This is a genomic window from Chitinophaga sp., from assembly GCF_017745275.1.
Lineage (GTDB): Bacteria > Bacteroidota > Bacteroidia > Chitinophagales > Chitinophagaceae > Chitinophaga.
In genome coordinates this window covers 138,411-155,558 of sequence record NZ_JAGHZS010000007.1, presented here as the reverse complement: position 1 = coordinate 155,558, position 17,148 = coordinate 138,411, and the positions used below count along the sequence as shown (strand labels likewise).

14 protein-coding genes and 1 other RNA gene are annotated in these 17,148 nt (G+C 45.5%); 10 read left to right on the top strand and 5 right to left on the bottom strand.

Annotated features, from left to right (window positions below; genetic code table 11):
• Positions 1-1,362: a DUF4270 family protein gene (locus J7623_RS20120; protein ID WP_291923743.1), complete on the bottom strand. Its 1,362-nt coding sequence runs from the start codon at positions 1,360-1,362 to the stop codon at positions 1-3.
• Between the two features lie 53 nt (positions 1,363-1,415).
• Positions 1,416-2,234: a glycogen/starch synthase gene (locus tag J7623_RS20115; RefSeq protein WP_291923741.1), complete on the bottom strand. Its 819-nt coding sequence runs from the start codon at positions 2,232-2,234 to the stop codon at positions 1,416-1,418.
• A 110-nt stretch (positions 2,235-2,344) separates the two neighbouring features.
• Here J7623_RS20115 and panC point away from each other — a divergent pair, with 110 nt between their 5' ends.
• The 9 genes from panC to J7623_RS20070 all read left to right on the top strand — a co-directional run bounded on the left by panC (position 2,345) and on the right by J7623_RS20070 (position 13,169).
• A complete protein-coding gene (gene panC, locus J7623_RS20110; RefSeq protein ID WP_291923739.1) occupies positions 2,345-3,208 on the top strand; it encodes a pantoate--beta-alanine ligase in 864 nt (287 codons plus the stop codon).
• Positions 3,209-3,329: 121 nt separating this feature from the next.
• Positions 3,330-3,674, top strand: coding sequence for an aspartate 1-decarboxylase (panD, locus tag J7623_RS20105; RefSeq protein ID WP_133811105.1), 345 nt, complete (start codon positions 3,330-3,332; stop codon positions 3,672-3,674).
• Between the two features lie 43 nt (positions 3,675-3,717).
• Complete coding sequence (locus J7623_RS20100; RefSeq protein ID WP_291923737.1) at positions 3,718-4,737, top strand: lysylphosphatidylglycerol synthase transmembrane domain-containing protein; 1,020 nt, start codon at positions 3,718-3,720, stop codon at positions 4,735-4,737.
• Between the two features lie 244 nt (positions 4,738-4,981).
• Positions 4,982-7,132: a polyphosphate kinase 1 gene (gene ppk1 / locus J7623_RS20095; protein WP_291923734.1), complete on the top strand. Its 2,151-nt coding sequence runs from the start codon at positions 4,982-4,984 to the stop codon at positions 7,130-7,132.
• A 45-nt stretch (positions 7,133-7,177) separates the two neighbouring features.
• Entirely contained in the window at positions 7,178-8,065 is an 888-nt protein-coding gene (locus J7623_RS20090; RefSeq protein ID WP_291923732.1) for an exopolyphosphatase, read from the top strand.
• Between the two features lie 190 nt (positions 8,066-8,255).
• A complete protein-coding gene (panB, locus tag J7623_RS20085; RefSeq protein WP_291923730.1) occupies positions 8,256-9,071 on the top strand; it encodes a 3-methyl-2-oxobutanoate hydroxymethyltransferase in 816 nt (271 codons plus the stop codon).
• A 496-nt stretch (positions 9,072-9,567) separates the two neighbouring features.
• Entirely contained in the window at positions 9,568-10,638 is a 1,071-nt protein-coding gene (locus J7623_RS20080; protein ID WP_291923728.1) for a saccharopine dehydrogenase C-terminal domain-containing protein, read from the top strand.
• Positions 10,639-10,728: 90 nt separating this feature from the next.
• Entirely contained in the window at positions 10,729-11,619 is an 891-nt protein-coding gene (locus tag J7623_RS20075; RefSeq protein WP_291923725.1) for a DUF1338 domain-containing protein, read from the top strand.
• Between the two features lie 23 nt (positions 11,620-11,642).
• Positions 11,643-13,169 (top strand): aldehyde dehydrogenase family protein, encoded by a 1,527-nt coding sequence (locus J7623_RS20070; RefSeq protein WP_291923723.1) that lies wholly within the window; start codon positions 11,643-11,645, stop codon positions 13,167-13,169.
• 430 nt (positions 13,170-13,599) lie between these two features.
• Here the strand turns inward: J7623_RS20070 and J7623_RS20065 are convergent, their stop codons facing one another.
• Positions 13,600-14,133: a histidine phosphatase family protein gene (locus tag J7623_RS20065; RefSeq protein WP_291923722.1), complete on the bottom strand. Its 534-nt coding sequence runs from the start codon at positions 14,131-14,133 to the stop codon at positions 13,600-13,602.
• Between the two features lie 379 nt (positions 14,134-14,512).
• Here J7623_RS20065 and J7623_RS20060 point away from each other — a divergent pair, with 379 nt between their 5' ends.
• Positions 14,513-16,210 carry a S8 family peptidase gene (locus J7623_RS20060; RefSeq protein ID WP_291923720.1) on the top strand — a complete coding sequence of 566 codons (1,698 nt, stop codon included), beginning with the start codon at positions 14,513-14,515 and terminating at the stop codon, positions 16,208-16,210.
• A 54-nt stretch (positions 16,211-16,264) separates the two neighbouring features.
• Here the strand turns inward: J7623_RS20060 and J7623_RS20055 are convergent, their stop codons facing one another.
• Entirely contained in the window at positions 16,265-16,675 is a 411-nt protein-coding gene (locus J7623_RS20055) for a DUF4870 domain-containing protein (RefSeq protein ID WP_291923717.1), read from the bottom strand.
• Positions 16,676-16,739: 64 nt separating this feature from the next.
• An RNA gene (gene rnpB, locus J7623_RS20050) (RNase P RNA component class A) lies at positions 16,740-17,137 on the bottom strand.
• Positions 17,138-17,148: the final 11 nt, after the last annotated feature.

Genomic DNA, 17,148 nt, shown 5'->3' with positions numbered 1-17,148 from the left:
TTATGGTTTAGTGTAAATAATTCTGAGCTTGATATTGTACTGTGATAAGTTGCTGCCTCCCGCTTTTACACGGTTTACATCCATGTAAAGTGGAGAGTAGCCTTCCAGTTTGAAGCCGTTATTAGTATCGAGTTTTCTGATAAACCGTTGCAGCGTATTGGCAAGGTTAAAAGTATACTGCACAACCTGTATACCGCCGAAATTGGTAATCACCTGACGGGTACCGCCAAAATAAGCTGCACCGCCACTCGTATAATAATCGATAGGGATTTTGGTGGAGTCCCCGTTTCCATACTGGCGCAAAGATAAGCTTCCTGGTTCAATAAAAATATTATTCATATCACTGGCACCGGAAGTGATCTGTGTAATCACCAGCTCCGCTTTATTGATCATCACAGCCGGGAAGTTTTCCAGGCCGGGAATGGTCAGCCTGGTATATAGGCCAGGACTGGCATTGAGGAAGAGAATACTGTCTCCTTTCGGATTCTTCGTATTAATATAGCGGGATGCCTGCGAACCATTGTAATTACGGGTAAAGTAATTGGCGTGGGCGCTGGAATACTGGTTAAATGCCAGGGTTGCACGAAGGGAATCTTTTTCTGAATTTTTATAAAATACCGTGAGTTTCGTCCTGGCATCATTCAGGTTCAGATACAGCATATTGCGGTTGGTACCCAGGTTGGTATCCGGTACTATAGCAAAGCCTTTCAGGTAAGCACGGAAAGTGGAGTCGTTCTTAAAGGCTCCATCTGACTTCTGGCTCAACAGCTCATTACCAAAAGCAGTACTCAGTTTAATACGTAACTGGGCTGCTTCTTTGGCACCGTAAATGCTTACGGAATCCCGTAGTGATAATGGGGTAACGGTAGCCGTTCCCAATAATTCTCCCGGGTTATAAGGCTGTACTTTGTTGTAAGCGTAGTTGGAATCGATGGTGAATTTAGTATCTGTCATCCGGTACACCCTAAAGGTTTGCGGGCCGGTAGAATCGCCTGCGTACCCGGAGTAAGCCAATGACAACACCACTGAATCGAGGGTTTGTCCGGCGCCTTCAAAAGTGAAAGCACTCTGGGGCAACGACACCTGTGTAAATACGAAAGCATGGGTTTTACCAAAAACAGGATCGGTATTAATGGAACCCAGTACTTTGGCATAGGCGGTGTTGCCGTTACGAACGCTGGAGTCGTACCGCTCGTAGTTATTGGCAATAATACCGGAGATAACGGTATCCTGTGCATTCACAAAATCACCGGGAGGAATAAGACCACTACCCAGCAGGGTAGATTTATTACAACCGGTGGCTGCATACAATAGCGTAATATAGGTGGCTAATAAGCTGAGATTCCTGAAATTGATCTTCACACGTTATGTTGTTAGTGAGTATTGATTTAACGGCCGAACATACTTTAAAGTAACTATTTTCCTAACAATTGATTGTACAACTGCAGGTAGTCACCAAGGTCTTCATTCTCTTTTTTGTAAGGTAAAATGATCTTACCTTTTTCAGCTTTCACTTCATCCACCACTTTCTTTTCCAGCTTATCACCGGCAAGTACAACTGCATCCGCGTATTTAGCTGCACCCCTGTTTAAAGCTGTATTGGTACCATCCTTAAACAGCTCCATATCTTTTTCCTTGATCTGGTTGCTGATGGTCGCTTTCTTAACAAAGGTAGTGCCTAACTTTTCCTTGAACGTATTGGGCGTCAACGAATATATGATTTTCGAGTTGGCAAAAACCGGCTCCTTCTTGTAGGCAGTTTTCAGATACATAGGTATCAGAGAAGTCATCCAGCCACTGCAATGAATAATGTCCGGCGGCCATCCGAATTTCTTCACCGTTTCCAAAGCTCCCTTGCAAAAGAAGACAGCTCTGGCTGCATTGTCGTCAAAAAACTCTTCGTTTTCATCGGCAAAAACAGTCTTCCGCTTAAAATAATCTTCATTATCCAGGAAGTAGACCTGCAGTCGGGCATTCGGAAGCGAGGCCACCTTGATAATCAACGGGTAATCATCCCCGTCAATCACAATGTTAATACCTGACAACCTTACCACTTCGTGCAAACGGTGTCTTCTCTCATTAATAATTCCAAATCTAGGCATGATCACTCTCACCTCCAGGCCCGCCTCATTGGACTTAATTGCCATTTTATTGACCATGGCCGCGTAATCACTCAATTCCAGGTACGGCGACATCTCTTGGGCAATAAAAAGAATTCTTTTCTTTGTGGACATTTAACGCTGATTATTAATGCAGTAATTTTTAATTTGGCTTGCAAAATTACGGATTTTTTACGGAATATTGGCCAATCTGTCAGTTTTAACATCCTTTTAAGCAATGATTTATGTATCAATTTAAGCGCAGCACCGACCTGAAGAAGCACCTGGACCTGGTAAGAAAAAGCAACAAAAGCATTGGTTTTGTGCCCACTATGGGAGCCCTCCACAATGGGCATCTGTCACTTATTCAGGCCGCTAAAGAGAAAACAGATGTGGTCGTTTGCAGCATCTTTGTAAATCCTACTCAATTCAATGATCCAAAAGATTTTGAAAAATATCCCATCACCGTAGAAGATGATATAAAAAAATTAAATAGTGTATCAACAGATATACTTTTTTTACCATCCGTAGAGGAAATGTATCCCGAAGGGCTCGAAAGTGATCTGCATTACGACTTCGGCAATCTTGAAACCATTCTCGAAGGCAAATTTCGCCCCGGGCATTTCCAGGGCGTGGGTCGCATTGTTCACAAGTTACTGGATATTGTGCAACCTAACCAGCTTTTTATGGGCCAGAAGGACCTACAGCAATGTTTAATTGTTCGCCGCCTCCTCGCCATTACCCATTCGCCCGTAAAACTGGTGGTATGTCCAACCGAAAGAGAAAAAGACGGATTGGCCATGAGCAGCCGCAATGCCCGCCTCTCTCCCGCTGCCCGCAAAAAAGCTCCGGCCATCTACCAGGCCCTCCTGGAAATCAAAAATAACTTCGGTAAAGGCCTCCATTTCCTGGAAGGCGCCCACGAAGCTTTCGATGCACTTAAAAAACAAGGCTTTGAGCCCGAATACGTCGATATCCTCCAGCTGGACGATGATATGCTCCACCCCCTTGATCAGCCACCCGGAAATGCCACGGTAGTGGTAGCGCTGGCTGCCTGGCTCGATGGCGTCCGGCTCATCGATAACCTCATATTACAGGGAAATCTATAATTCCTGCCCGACAAGGCATACAGCCACCACTGCATTACGGCTGCATGCCTTGTTCAATCTTCCATATTTTTTCCCTAGTTTTGCAAACGCTCTTTTACAGCGTTTAAGCCAGTATAATATTATGCAAATCGAAATTTTAAAGTGTAAGATTCACCGCGCGGTTGTTACGGAAGCCAATCTGCAATATGTTGGAAGCATTACGATTGACGAAGACCTGATGGATGCCGCTGGTTTGATTGAGTACGAAAAAGTACAGGTATTGAACGTAAATAACGGAGAACGACTGGAAACCTACGTGATCAAAGGAAAACGTGGTTCCGGTGTCATCTGTATGAATGGCCCTGCCGCCAGACTAGTTGCCCCTGGTGACATAGTAATCATTATTTCCTATGCCACAATGGATTTTGAAGAAGCCAAAAAATATACACCTATTGCCATATTCCCGAAAGAAGGGAACAAATTGTAAGCCCTGGTACTGATTTATTAACGCCCTAAAACAACTTTGGATCATGCCCAAAATGCTTAAGAACGTCATTAAGTTTATATGCTTTTTTGGCGTAGGAGTGCTGTTGATATGGCTGTTCACCAGAAATATCAAAGCCGATCAGTGGGACCAGATCAAAGACGCCTTTAAAAGAGCTAACTACTGGCTTCTCATCCCTACGATGACCATTGGTGTGGCCAGTCACTGGTTCCGCGCGGTGCGCTGGAAGCTGCTGATGAAACCATTAGGGCATCAACCCACTACACTCAATACCTTCTTTGCAGTAATGGTAGGTTATCTCGTAAACCTGGCCGTGCCCCGCCTCGGTGAAGTAACCCGCTGTGGTATCATTGCCCAGTATGAAAAAGTACCTGCAGATAAGCTGGTAGGCACTATGATCGCCGAAAGAGCCGTGGATCTGGTATGCCTCATTCTCCTTGCTGTACTCACCGTACTCACACAGCTGGAACTCTTGGGTTCCTTCGTTAATGAAATGATCTTTCAAAAGATATCCGATAAAATAGCCCATGCCAACGGTATCCAGATACTCATGGGCATTGTGGTACTGGTACTGTTTATTGTACTCTTTATCTGGCTGCTCCGGCGCTTTGCCAAATCCAAAGTAGCCGTTACCGTTAAAAGCCTGATCAGAGGTATCACCGAAGGCGTACTCTCCATCGGCAAAATGGAAAGAAAGAAAAAAGTCTGGTTCATCATCCACTCCATCCTCATCTGGGGTTGTTACCTTTCCCAGGTGTACATTGGCTTTTTCTGCCTCCCGGAAACCTCTCACCTGGGCATGAGCGCTGCCCTGGCAGTACTTATGATCGGTAGTGTAGGCATGATCGTTATGCCGGGGGGAATTGTTGCCTACCAGTTACTGGTACAGGCCACCCTCGCTGTTTATGCCATTCCGCTAACCATCGGTTTCGCTTTTGGCTGGATCATCTGGACAGCGCAAACAGTTTTAGTACTGGTACTTGGCTTTGGTAGCCTGATCGCCTTACCTGTTTACAACAAGAAAAAGAACGCAGCACTCGCATAAGGGGCAGAAAGCATAAGGCATAAAGCATAAGGCATAAAGCAAAAAGCTATTTTAGCGAATGATCAAAGTGAATATTATTTTCCGCTTTGATCATTCGCTAAAATAGCTTTTTGCTTTATGCCTTATGCTTTCTGCTCCTTTTGTCCCCGCTTTTCTTTAACTTTAATTTAATACTCCAATTAAAGCGAAAGCTGTATCATCGTATTTTAGATGATGTGAATTTTTTGAATGTAAATATGTTTGTATGCGTTTGCCGAATGGTGAGAACCTTGATATTATGACAATGCCCGATGTAATAGTACAAAAGAAAGCTACCCGGAAAAAGCCAGTGGCAGAGAAGAACAAAAAAATGATTGCCAGAGACATCAGCTGGCTCTCCTTCAACGCCCGGGTATTGCAGGAAGCTGCAGATAAAACTGTTCCCCTTCATGAACGCATCCGTTTCCTCGGTATCTTCTCCAATAACCTGGACGAGTTTTTCCGCGTAAGAGTAGCCACCCTGAAAAGAATGATGTCGTTCGGGAAAGCCTCCAAAATGCACCTGGAAGAAAACCCCGATAAAATCCTGGATGAAATACAAAGCCGCGTAATTGAACAACAACGCGAATTTGATATGGTATGGAAAGATATTGCCACCGAGATGGAAGCGCAACACATCTTCCTCCGCACAGAAAAACATCTCAATAAAGAACAGCAAAAATTTGTACTCAATTTCTTCAACGAACAGGTACGCACCAACATCATTCCCCTGATGATTGAGAGCATACAACAGTTCCCTATCCTGCGCGATAAATCCATTTACCTGGCCATCGTACTGGCCCGCCAGGATAACTCCGTTCGTCAGAAATTTGCACTCATAGAAATACCGACCAACGTACTTCCCCGCTTTATCCTGCTCCCCTCCAGGGAAGGAGAACACGATATCATCCTGCTGGAGGACCTCGTACGTTTCTGCTTACCGAATATCTTTGTGTACTTCGGCTACGATAAATTTTCTGCCCATATCATCAAAGTAACCCGCGACGCGGAACTGGATATTGATAACGATATCTCTGATAGCATCATTCACCAGATTGAAAAAGGCCTGAAAGACCGCCGCAAAGGGAAGCCGGTACGTTTCGTGTATGACAAAGATATTGACCCGCTGCTGCTCGAATACCTGATGCGCCGGCAGGGATTATCCGGGAAAGATAACCTCATACCGGGAGCCCGTATCCATAATTTCAAAGACTTTATGGACTTCCCGGAATCTATCTTCCCACCGCATTTACATCGTAAAACCTTTATACACCCCCTGTTCCTCAATGCTCCCAGCGTGATGCATGTGATACAACGGCAGGATGTAATGCTGCATTTCCCTTACCACTCCTTCGATACCATCATCGACCTGCTAAGGGAAGCTGCTATAGATCCTAATGTATCGTCTATTAAAATAACTGCGTACAGGCTTGCCCGTAATTCCAAAATTGTCAATGCACTGGTGAATGCCGTACGCAATGGCAAGCAGGTAACCGTGGTACTGGAACTGCGCGCCCGCTTTGATGAAGCTGCAAACCTCGACTGGAAATCCAGACTGGAGGAAGAAGGTGTGAAAGTTTTGTTGGGCATTCCCAACATGAAAATACATGCCAAGCTGTGTGTGATCAAAAAGCGGATCGGCAACAAAACCATTCAATGTGGCTTTGTCAGCACCGGCAACCTTAATGAAAGAACCGCCCGCGTATACGGCGATCATTGCCTGCTCACCACCAATCGCGCTATCATCGCGGATATCAACCGCATATTCGCCTACCTGGAAAGTCCCCGCCACGACATTAAAATCCTCCAAGGTGCCAAAACATTACCGGTTAGTCCGCTCAACATGCGCGATACTTTCCTGAAGCTGATAGACCGCGAAATAAAAAATGCCAAACACAAAAAGAAAGCAAGTATCATTCTCAAAATGAACTCCCTTTCTGATGCTACGCTCATTGCTAAACTATATGAAGCAGCGAAAGCAGGTGTAGACATCAAAATGGTGATCAGGGGCATCTGCTGCGCTTATACAGAAAATAAAAAGTGGAAGAAAAACATCACCGCTGTCAGCATTGTAGATGAATACCTGGAACATGCCCGTGTATTTATTTTCCATCATGGCGGCCAGGAAAAAGTATACATCGCTTCCTGCGACTGGATGATACGTAACCTCGATCACCGCGTGGAAGCTGCCGTACAAATAACGGACCCGGCTATACGCCAGGAGTTGATGGATATCATGAAAATCCAGTTGAGCGGAAACGTAAAAGCCCGTATACTGAACAATGAGCAAAGCAATGAATACCGCAAGGACGGCGACAAAAAAATACGTACACAGGTAGAGATCTATAAATACCTGCACGAAAAACAATACACATAAACTTTAAAATGTTTTACTTTTGCCCCCTGATATAACGACTACCAGATGAAATTAGCTGCGATTGATATAGGTTCCAATGCTGCAAGGTTGCTTATTTCTGAAGCATCCCCCAACAGCGCCGGTGTGATGGACTTTACCAAACTAAACCTGGTAAGGGTACCTCTCCGGCTGGGGTTTGATGTATTCAACGACAATATTATTTCAGAAAAAAAAGCGATGCATCTCATCGACACCATCAAAGCATATAAGCTTTTGCTGGATGTATATGAAGTGAAATACCTCAAAGCCTGTGCTACCTCTGCCATGCGCGACGCCAGCAATGCTGCGGCTATTTTGCAGGAAGTGAGAACGCAAACTGGTATTGATATCAAAGTAATTTCAGGACAGGAAGAAGCCGCCTTCATTTATGAAAACCATGTTGCTGAAAACATGGATAAAACCAAGTCTTACCTCTACATTGACGTGGGCGGTGGTAGTACAGAACTTACCCTGTTTGGCGGCGGCAAACAAATATTCAAGGAATCCTTCAACATCGGTACCATCCGCCTGTTACAGCAACAAGTCACAGACGCACAGTGGCAGGGGCTGAAAGACTTCCTGAAACAACAGCTGAAATACGTGGGGCCCGTGATCGCTATTGGTTCCGGTGGCAACATCAATAAAATCTTCTCCTTATCCAAACGCAAAGAAGGCAAGCCCCTCTCTCTTGATACGTTGAAAGACTATTATAAGGAGTTCAGCAACTTCACAGTGGAAGAACGCATTCACCTTTACAATCTCCGTGAAGACCGTGCAGACGTAATTGTACCTGCCCTGCAGATCTATATTAACGTTATGCGTTGGGCCGACAGCCAGGAAATCTATGTACCTAAAATCGGACTGGCAGATGGCCTGATCCATGCGCTATACGAAGAAATAGCTGTTAGCCATTAGCTGTTAGCTGTTAGCAAAATGCCTCGAAGATGATCATATACAGGTTAATCTTCGAGGCATTTTGCTAACAGCTAACAGCTAATGGCTAACAGCTCCCTTGCCACCACTCAAAAAAAACTTTTCCTTTTATCTTTTTATATCACCACCTTTGCGGTTATTGCTAACAGCAAAATGCTAAAAGCTACTGCTTATGTCTGTGAATAAAGAAATAAAGCGTATCACCACGCATACACTGCAGAAGATGAAAATAGATGGAGAAAAGATATCTATGCTCACTGCATATGATTACTCCATGGCCCGCATTTTTGATGATGCAGGGATTGATATATTGCTGGTCGGTGATTCCGCTTCCAATGTAATGGCGGGGCATGAAACAACGCTCCCGATTACACTGGATCAGATGATATACCATGCGGCGTCTGTGGTAAGAGCCATTAAACGCTGCTTTGTAGTGGTAGATCTTCCCTTTGGTTCTTACCAGGGCAACTCCAAAGAGGCACTGAGTTCCGCTATCCGTATTATGAAGGAAACAGGTGCACATGGTATTAAGATTGAAGGCGGTGAAGAAATCATTGAATCTGTAAAAAGAATCATCTCCGCCGGTGTCCCTGTAATGGGTCACTTAGGGTTAACACCGCAATCGATCTACAAATTCGGCACTTACGCCGTACGTGCTACAGAAGAAGCGGAAGCTAATAAACTGATCAATGATGCCAAACTACTGCAGGAAGCTGGCTGCTTCGCTATAGTACTGGAAAAAATTCCTGCTGCACTTGCGAAAACAGTCGCAGAATCAGTAGGCATTCCCATCATTGGCATTGGTGCCGGCAAATATGTAGACGGACAAGTGCTGGTAATGCATGATATGCTCGGTATTAATAAAGACTTTAAACCACGCTTCCTCCGCCGTTACCTGGACCTTTACAGCCAGATCTATGACGCCACCCAGGGTTATATTAATGATGTAAAAACAAAAGACTTTCCGAACGATAACGAGCAATATTAATAATTAGCCAAAAGCAAAAAGCAGAAAGCAAAAAGCTATTGCAGCGAATAATAAACGCGAATAAGTAATTTAATTATCCGCATTTATTATTCGCTGCAATAGCTTTTTGCTTTCTGCTTTTTGCTTTTGGCTAATCATAAATATTTCCCTATATTCGCTTCGCTAATGAACTACCTGTTAAACATACAGCTTTCTCTACTCTCCTATCTACGGAGCACTTGCTCCCATGTGCCATAAGTAGCACAAGGGATTTACCTTCCCGTTACATCTTTACTGCATAGCCGCGGAAGCGGTGTGAATGCTGCATTCCGGCATTTCAGACATTCCTTATTGTTATTGGCTGTCGTCATTATTTTTTTGTATGGGCATCACTGTGCCAGGTGGAAATATTTTGCGACGGAAATATAACGGTAATGGCTATACGTAATATATATACATCCGTCACTTAAACCCGGAGTTACCATGCTCCGTTCACCACTATAATTCCAAACAGATTATGAAACGTGTAATGATTATTGGCGCCGGCAAGATCGGCGAAACCGCTGCTTTTTTGTTGCAACAGTCCGGCGACTATACCGTAACACTGGCAGACAGCAACCAGGCCTTACTGGACAAATGCACAGATAGCCAGATCCACAAAACCATACTGGATGTAAACGATGCGTCGGCACTGGAACAAAGCCTGAAAGACCAGGATATGGTGCTCAGCGCCTGCCCTTTCTTCCTGAATGTAAAAATTGCTACTGCCGCAGCCAAAGCCAATACCCACTACTTTGATCTAACAGAAGATGTAGCCACCACCAATGCCATCCGTGAAATTGCCGCCAACGCAAAGGTGAGCTTTATGCCACAATGCGGACTGGCACCGGGTTTCATCAGCATTGCCGCACATGATATTGCCAAACAATTTGATTCACTGGATGCCGTTCGTCTCCGTGTAGGCGCCCTTCCCCAGTTTCCTACCAACAGCCTGATGTACAACCTCACCTGGAGCACCGATGGCCTGATCAATGAATACTGCAATCCCTGCGATGCCATCTATGAAGGTCAACGCAAAGAAGTAATGCCGATGGAAGGCTACGAACGCTTTGCACTCGATGGTGTGGAATATGAAGCTTTCAACACCTCCGGCGGATTGGGTGCCCTGGCTGAAATATTGGATAATAAGGTGTATAACCTCGACTATAAAACCGTTCGTTATCCAGGCCACTGCCAACTGATGAAAATTCTGCTGAGTGAATTAAAGCTGAACAAAAAGAGAGATATCCTGAAGGAAATTATGGAAGATAGCATACCTTTCACTGCACAGGACGTAGTACTGGTATTTGTATCCGTTTCCGGCCAGGTAAACGGCCGCTCCGTACAACGCTCCTACTCCCGTAAGATATATAACCAGTCGGTGGCTGGTAAAGACTTTACCGCCATCCAACTGACCACCGCCGGCGCCGCCTGTGCAGTGATTGACCTGCACGCCAAAGGCCTGCTGCCCGCCAATGGATTTGTACGCCAGGAAGACGTGGTATTCAACGATTTAATCAATAACCGCTTCGCGGTATACTATAATTAGTCTTTACCCGGTAAAAATTAGTAAATTCCTCTAACAAGGGGCCTCTTTACTAAAAAACACTCACAACTAAAGGCTAAAACGCTTCATCTCATGTTAAATGATGTATTAAAAGGGCTGATGGATCGCTATCAGCAACGCGTTCCGGATGTGGCAGCAGTCATTGCCGCCATGATAAAAGAAGGGATGATACAACAGGCGGATGATATCGAGAATGATCATATCGCTTTCAGAACAATGGGAGTTCCCCAACTGGGCGTACAATCATTGGAGAAGATATTTCTGCACTACGGCTACAAAAAAATGGATAAATACCATTTTGCCGCCAAGAAACTGGACGCCTGGTGGTATGCTCCGCCCGCGCCACAGTATCCTCGCATCTTTATCAGCGAGCTGCGGGTAAACGACCTCAGTGAAGCTGCACAGGAAATCATTCATCGTTATACCAGCGAAGTAAAAACGGACCCGGTAAATGCGCTGAACCTGGACGATGCCAGCGCTGTAGACACCTTCTTACACAGCTCTCTCTGGCGCACGCCTACCCTGGCGGATTACCAGCTGCTGGCTGCTGAAAGTGAATATGCTGCCTGGGTGATTTACAACCGGTACTATCTCAATCACTTTACCGTGAGTGTGCACAATCTGCCTGCAGGATATAATACCGTGGCCGATTTCAACATATTCCTCGAGAAGCATGGCTTCCGTTTGAATGATGCAGGTGGTAAAATCAAAACCAGCCCCGATGGCGCCTTATTGCAAAGTGCCACCGTTGCAGGCATGATTACCGCTGAATTTGCCGGTGGCGAAAAGCAGGCAATTGCCGGTTCTTACGTAGAGTTTGCAGAGAGAAAAGTACTGCCCCAGTTTGCCCATCTGCCCGCTGCTGAAATAGGCAGGGCACAACGCAGGGAAGGCTTTGAGGCTGGTAATGCCGACAAGATCTTTGAAAGTACCTACGCCACCCAAACAAAAAAAAGTTCCTAATTTCGTTTAATAATACACCCATAATGGAAGATATCTTAAAAGCATTCGGGATCACTACAGAACAAAGTGGTATTAGCACCGGTAACAACTGGCTGCCTGCTCACGGAGCAGAAATTACCTCCTTTTCACCAGTGAACAACAAGAAGATTACAAGTGTGAAAAGCGCTACCCGTGAGGATTACGACCTGGTAGTAGCTGTAGCGCAGGAAGCTTTCAAGGAATGGCGGATGTGGCCTGCACCTAAAAGAGGTGAAATAGTCAGACAAATAGGTGTTGCCCTCCGGGAACATAAAGAAGCACTGGGTAAACTGGTATCCTATGAAATGGGAAAAAGTTTACAGGAAGGATATGGAGAAGTACAGGAGATGATTGATATCTGTGATTTTGCCGTAGGACTTTCCCGGCAGTTACATGGCTTAACCATGCACTCCGAGCGTCCTGGACACCGGATGTACGAACAATGGCATCCCATGGGTATTACCGGCATTATTTCCGCCTTTAACTTCCCGGTAGCCGTATGGAGCTGGAACTCCATGCTGGCATGGGTTTGTGGAAACGTTTGTATCTGGAAGCCATCAGAAAAAACACCGGTTACCGCACTGGCCTGCCAACGCATTGTGGCGGATGTATTTGCCGCCAACCACGTACCGGAAGGCGTTTGCTGCCTCGTAACCGGCGGTCGTGATGCCGGCGAATGGATGGCACATGACACCCGTATTCCGTTGGTGTCTGCTACCGGATCTACCCGCATGGGTAAAGCCGTAGGTGCCGCCGTGGGAGAACGTCTGGGCCGCTCCCTGCTGGAACTGGGTGGTAACAATGCCATCATTATTTCACAGGATGCTGACCTCGATATGTCGCTGATTGGTGCTGTATTTGGCGCGGTAGGTACTGCCGGACAACGTTGTACCTCTACCCGTCGCCTGATCATCCATGAAAGCGTATATGACAGCTTCACCGCCAAACTCGTGAAAGCCTATGCGCAGCTTCGCATTGGTAACCCGCTGGATCAACACAACCACGTAGGGCCATTGATCGATACCGCTGCCGTAGATGCGTATCTGAGTACTATAGAACAAATAAAACAGCAAGGTGGCAGCTTCCTGGTGGAAGGTGGTGTACTGACCGGCCATGGCTATGAATCCGGTTGCTACGTGAAGCCCTGCATTGCTGCGGTAGAAAATACCTATGCTATTGTACAGCACGAAACCTTTGCACCCATCCTGTACGTGATGAAATATAAAACACTGCCGGAAGCCATTGCCATGCAAAATGATGTGCCACAGGGGCTTTCCTCTGCCATCATGACCCTGAACCTTCGGGAAGCAGAACAGTTCCTGTCACAGGCCGGCTCTGACTGTGGTATTGCCAACGTAAACATTGGTACTTCCGGTGCTGAAATAGGTGGCGCCTTCGGTGGTGAAAAAGAAACCGGCGGTGGCCGTGAAAGTGGCTCTGATGCGTGGAAAGCATATATGCGCCGTCAAACCAATACAATCAACTATTCCAACAGTTTGCCGCTGGCACAGGGTATTAAATTTGATATCTAGTAAGAGCTGAAAGCATAAAGCCGAAAGCAAAAAGCTATTGAAGCGAATGATATGAGCGAGTATTTCATAATACTTATCCGCTCTTTTTCATTCGCTTCAATAGCTTTTTGCTTTCGGCTTTATGCTTTCAGCTTTCCGTATATATTTAATTTCTTCTTTGCCGGATGGTGCTGCTCCGAGGCCCTCGCCCCGGAGCTTTTAATATTCGTGACAGGAATCGACCCGATCAGATTTTAAAAGCGGTTGATAAAACAGGTTCTGTGAACTAGCCAGGCAACATAAAGCTGCCCACTCTCTACATACACCGGTAACATGGTTTTAAAAATAGTAGCGAGGTTAGAGAACCCCGCTTTTCGTTAAACGGAAACCATGCTTATGAGAAAAGTAAGCAATAGCGGGATGCTATTAAATACTCTTCCGGATATAAATATTACACTTTTTTCTGAATATTCATATTCAACTTTTGTGCTACTGCCGTATTATTACTGCTGCGTTTCACAACTAAAACCTGTCCTGATCCTTTGTCATAAAGGGTTTTAACGTCTTTACCCTTCACGCCTACCTGCCGTATCATTGCAGCAATATTTTCCGGATCGCTACAAATAACGATGGTTTTACCGCTATTTTTCTTTATCATGTCTTTAACAATACTAGTAGTCAGCTCCGGATCGCCGTTTAAGCGGAAGTAGTCGAGCTGCTGCTGGCGGGCTTTCGCCAGCGGCGTAACCGTTTGAATCGCACGGTTGATGAAAGTTGTGTAGATGGCATTTATGGAAGTTCCTTCCAGGGAGCTGACCAGCTGATTGGCCTGTTCTGTTCCAGACGGGCTCAGACCGGGATCTGTAGAAGGAGATGATTCCATTTCGGCTGCATTCACGAAAATAATGGTGGTTACTTCGGGCTCAGTAGCAAATACCTGAGTACCGGTGGCCAGCATGGCGGCCATGAAAAGAGTTTTCAACATGATGCGTAGATTTAAAAATTTAATTTTCTAAAAATTGATTAAACGAACCTGCATAATCTCGTTTAGTAACAAGGGTAGATGAGAGAGTATATTGCCCTGAGGGATGATGTAAAATTAGATCAGTTACATACACCTGCAAAACAGATTGTGACAGGTGGCAACGGGACATGTCGGACCTATAGATCATGACAAGTTCAACCCGGATGATTTCGCTGCAAATCAGCACCTTATCCCGTCCTCCCATGGTTGAATCTCCCAATCAACCAACATTTAGCGCGCTTATCATTAATATTTAATGTTATACCGCTTTTTCTATACCTTTATTCCTTTCACAAGGATATTTTTTAGTTGTTTTACTATATCGGGAAAATTATTGAACATGAAATTGTTTAGTCGAGAGGTCGCAGTTATGGCCGGGTGTGTTGCGTTATTAACTGCATTTACAACGAATACCAGCGCGCAAAGTAAGGCGCAGGTCCCCAAAAACTGGCATCTGCTGAGTTATGATACCGACAGTGTATACGGTACTTCTACAGAAAAAGCATATAAAGAATTATTAAAAGGGAAGAAAAGCACCCCCGTTATTGTGGCGGTGATAGACTCCGGTATTGACACTCTTCATGAAGACCTGAAAAAGGTATTGTGGACCAATCCCCGCGAGATTCCCGGCAACGGCAAGGATGATGATCATAACGGCTATGTGGACGATATTCATGGATGGAACTTCCTGGGAGGTAAAGATGGAAGTAGTGTAAAAGAAGATTCGGAAGAAGCAGCCCGCGAATATTACCGCTATAAAACCCAATATGGCAACCCGGATTCTGCACTCGCCAAAGATTCTAAGGAATATTCCACCTGGCAGCAACTGCAGACAAAAGTTGAAAAGCCGAATTCCCAGTTTAAGATGCAATACAAAAGCATGGCTAAACTGCAGGAGAACGTCAATAAATGTGAATCTATCCTCAAAACCTACCTCGGTAAAGAAGATTTCAATGTAGCCCAACTGGATAGTATCCAAACTACTAACCAGGATGTACTGCTGGCGCGTAACTTCATGACCCGCTTACTGAAAAGCGCCGGCGACGTGCCTGCCAGCTTCAGTGACTTCAAAATGGAGTTCGACGAGTACATGAATGAGCTGAAACGCAAGGCCGAAAGTACAGAAGTACAGCCAAACGCGAACCGGGAGCGCATTATAGGCGATAACCTTGAAAACATCAACGATAACAAATACGGCAACAACGATGTAATGGGCGCCTTTGGTTTCCATGGTACCCACGTATCGGGCATTATTGCCGCCTCCAGGAACAACGGTGTTGGAATGGATGGTATTGCGGACAACGTTCGTATCATGTTTGTGAAAGCTGTTCCGGATGGTGATGAAAGAGATAAAGACGTAGCCCTGGCTATCCGTTATGCGGTAGACAATGGCGCGCAAATCATTAACATGAGCTTTGGTAAACCTTTTTCACCTCATAAAGATTGGGTAGATGCTGCCGTGAAATATGCAGAAGAAAAAGGTGTATTGTTGGTACATGCTGCCGGTAACGATGGCAGCAACAATGATTCCATCGCTAACTATCCAAATCCGGATTACCTGGATGGTACTACTGCCACCAACTTCATTACGGTAGGCGCCAGCAACAACGGCACTACAGCGGATAAAGTAGCCGGCTTCTCCAACTATGGTAAAAAAGGTGTAGACCTGTTTGCTCCTGGTGTACAAATCTACTCTACTGTTCCTGGTGGCAACAAATACGGCAGTGCAAGCGGTACCAGCATGGCCAGCCCGGTAGTAGCAGGTGTGGCTGCACTGGTACTCTCCTACTATCCTGATTTGAGCGCCAGACAACTGAAATATGTGTTGGAGAAAAGTGCCACCCCATTGCCTGATGGCAGTACCCTGGTGAATAAGCCTGGTGGCGGTCCGGATGATAAAGTGAATTTCGCAGAATTATCTAAAACAGGTGGATTGGTAAACAGCTATGAAGCATTAAAGCTGGCTGCTACTATCAAAGGCGAGAATGTAAAAGGGAAAAAACACAAAGCGAAAGTAAAAGCTATTAAAAAGAATTAATACCATCGGGGTTTATTGTTTTCTGCAATAAACCCCGATAAATATTGTTCCCCACTATTTAACGAGGTGTAAACTCAGTGGATATTTATAAGACTCTCCCTTATTGGCTTTCACGGCCGCTACGACGCTGAAAATAATATTCACCACCCAAATCACGCCCAACAACCCTGACCAGGTCCATACAGTATCGAAATCCCAATGCGTACGACGCCAGAAATTTGCCATTACCCATAACCCGGAAGTGATGTTGTCGACCAGTTTTACTAACACGGCAGCGATACTGAGGGTAATCTGAAAGTTAATGGCTTCTTTGCCCTGGTTATCCACGAAAGTAGATTCATTACGCTTAATCAGCCATAGGATAAGCACCCCTATAATGTTACCTACAGTAGGGCTGATGGCGGTCCCAATAAGGCCACCCAGGTGTACCAGGGTGCCCCAGGTATACTCGTCTTTTTGATTCATAAAATAGAGATTAATATTAATGGGAAGTTAGGAGGTTATTTTAGGATATCAAAAGGGATAGGAAAAAAACTACAAACCTATAAGCCGGATTCTGTTCCCCCCGCGTAAAGCGGGGGGCTGCTATCATTTATCTGCGACAACGTTCGCACGTTGTCTGTATCTGCCTACCCTCGGTCATCGGGCGAGCAGCCCTCAGGCGACCGTATACATGGCATTTCAGCACGCAAGGTTTACCCGCACAAACAGTTACCTGCCTGCACCGTGGGCGCTTACCCCACATTTTCACCCTTACCCCCGCTGTTAAACGGGGGCGGTTATTTTCTGTGGCACTTGCTGTTCCCTACCTGCCCCGCGTAAAGCGGATCAAATAAGGACCCACCCGTTAGGTGGTGCGTTGCTCTGCGCTGTCCGGACTTTCCTTCTCACTGCACAAGTCAGTGAAACGATAGCACGGTTTGTAGTTGAGGCGCGAA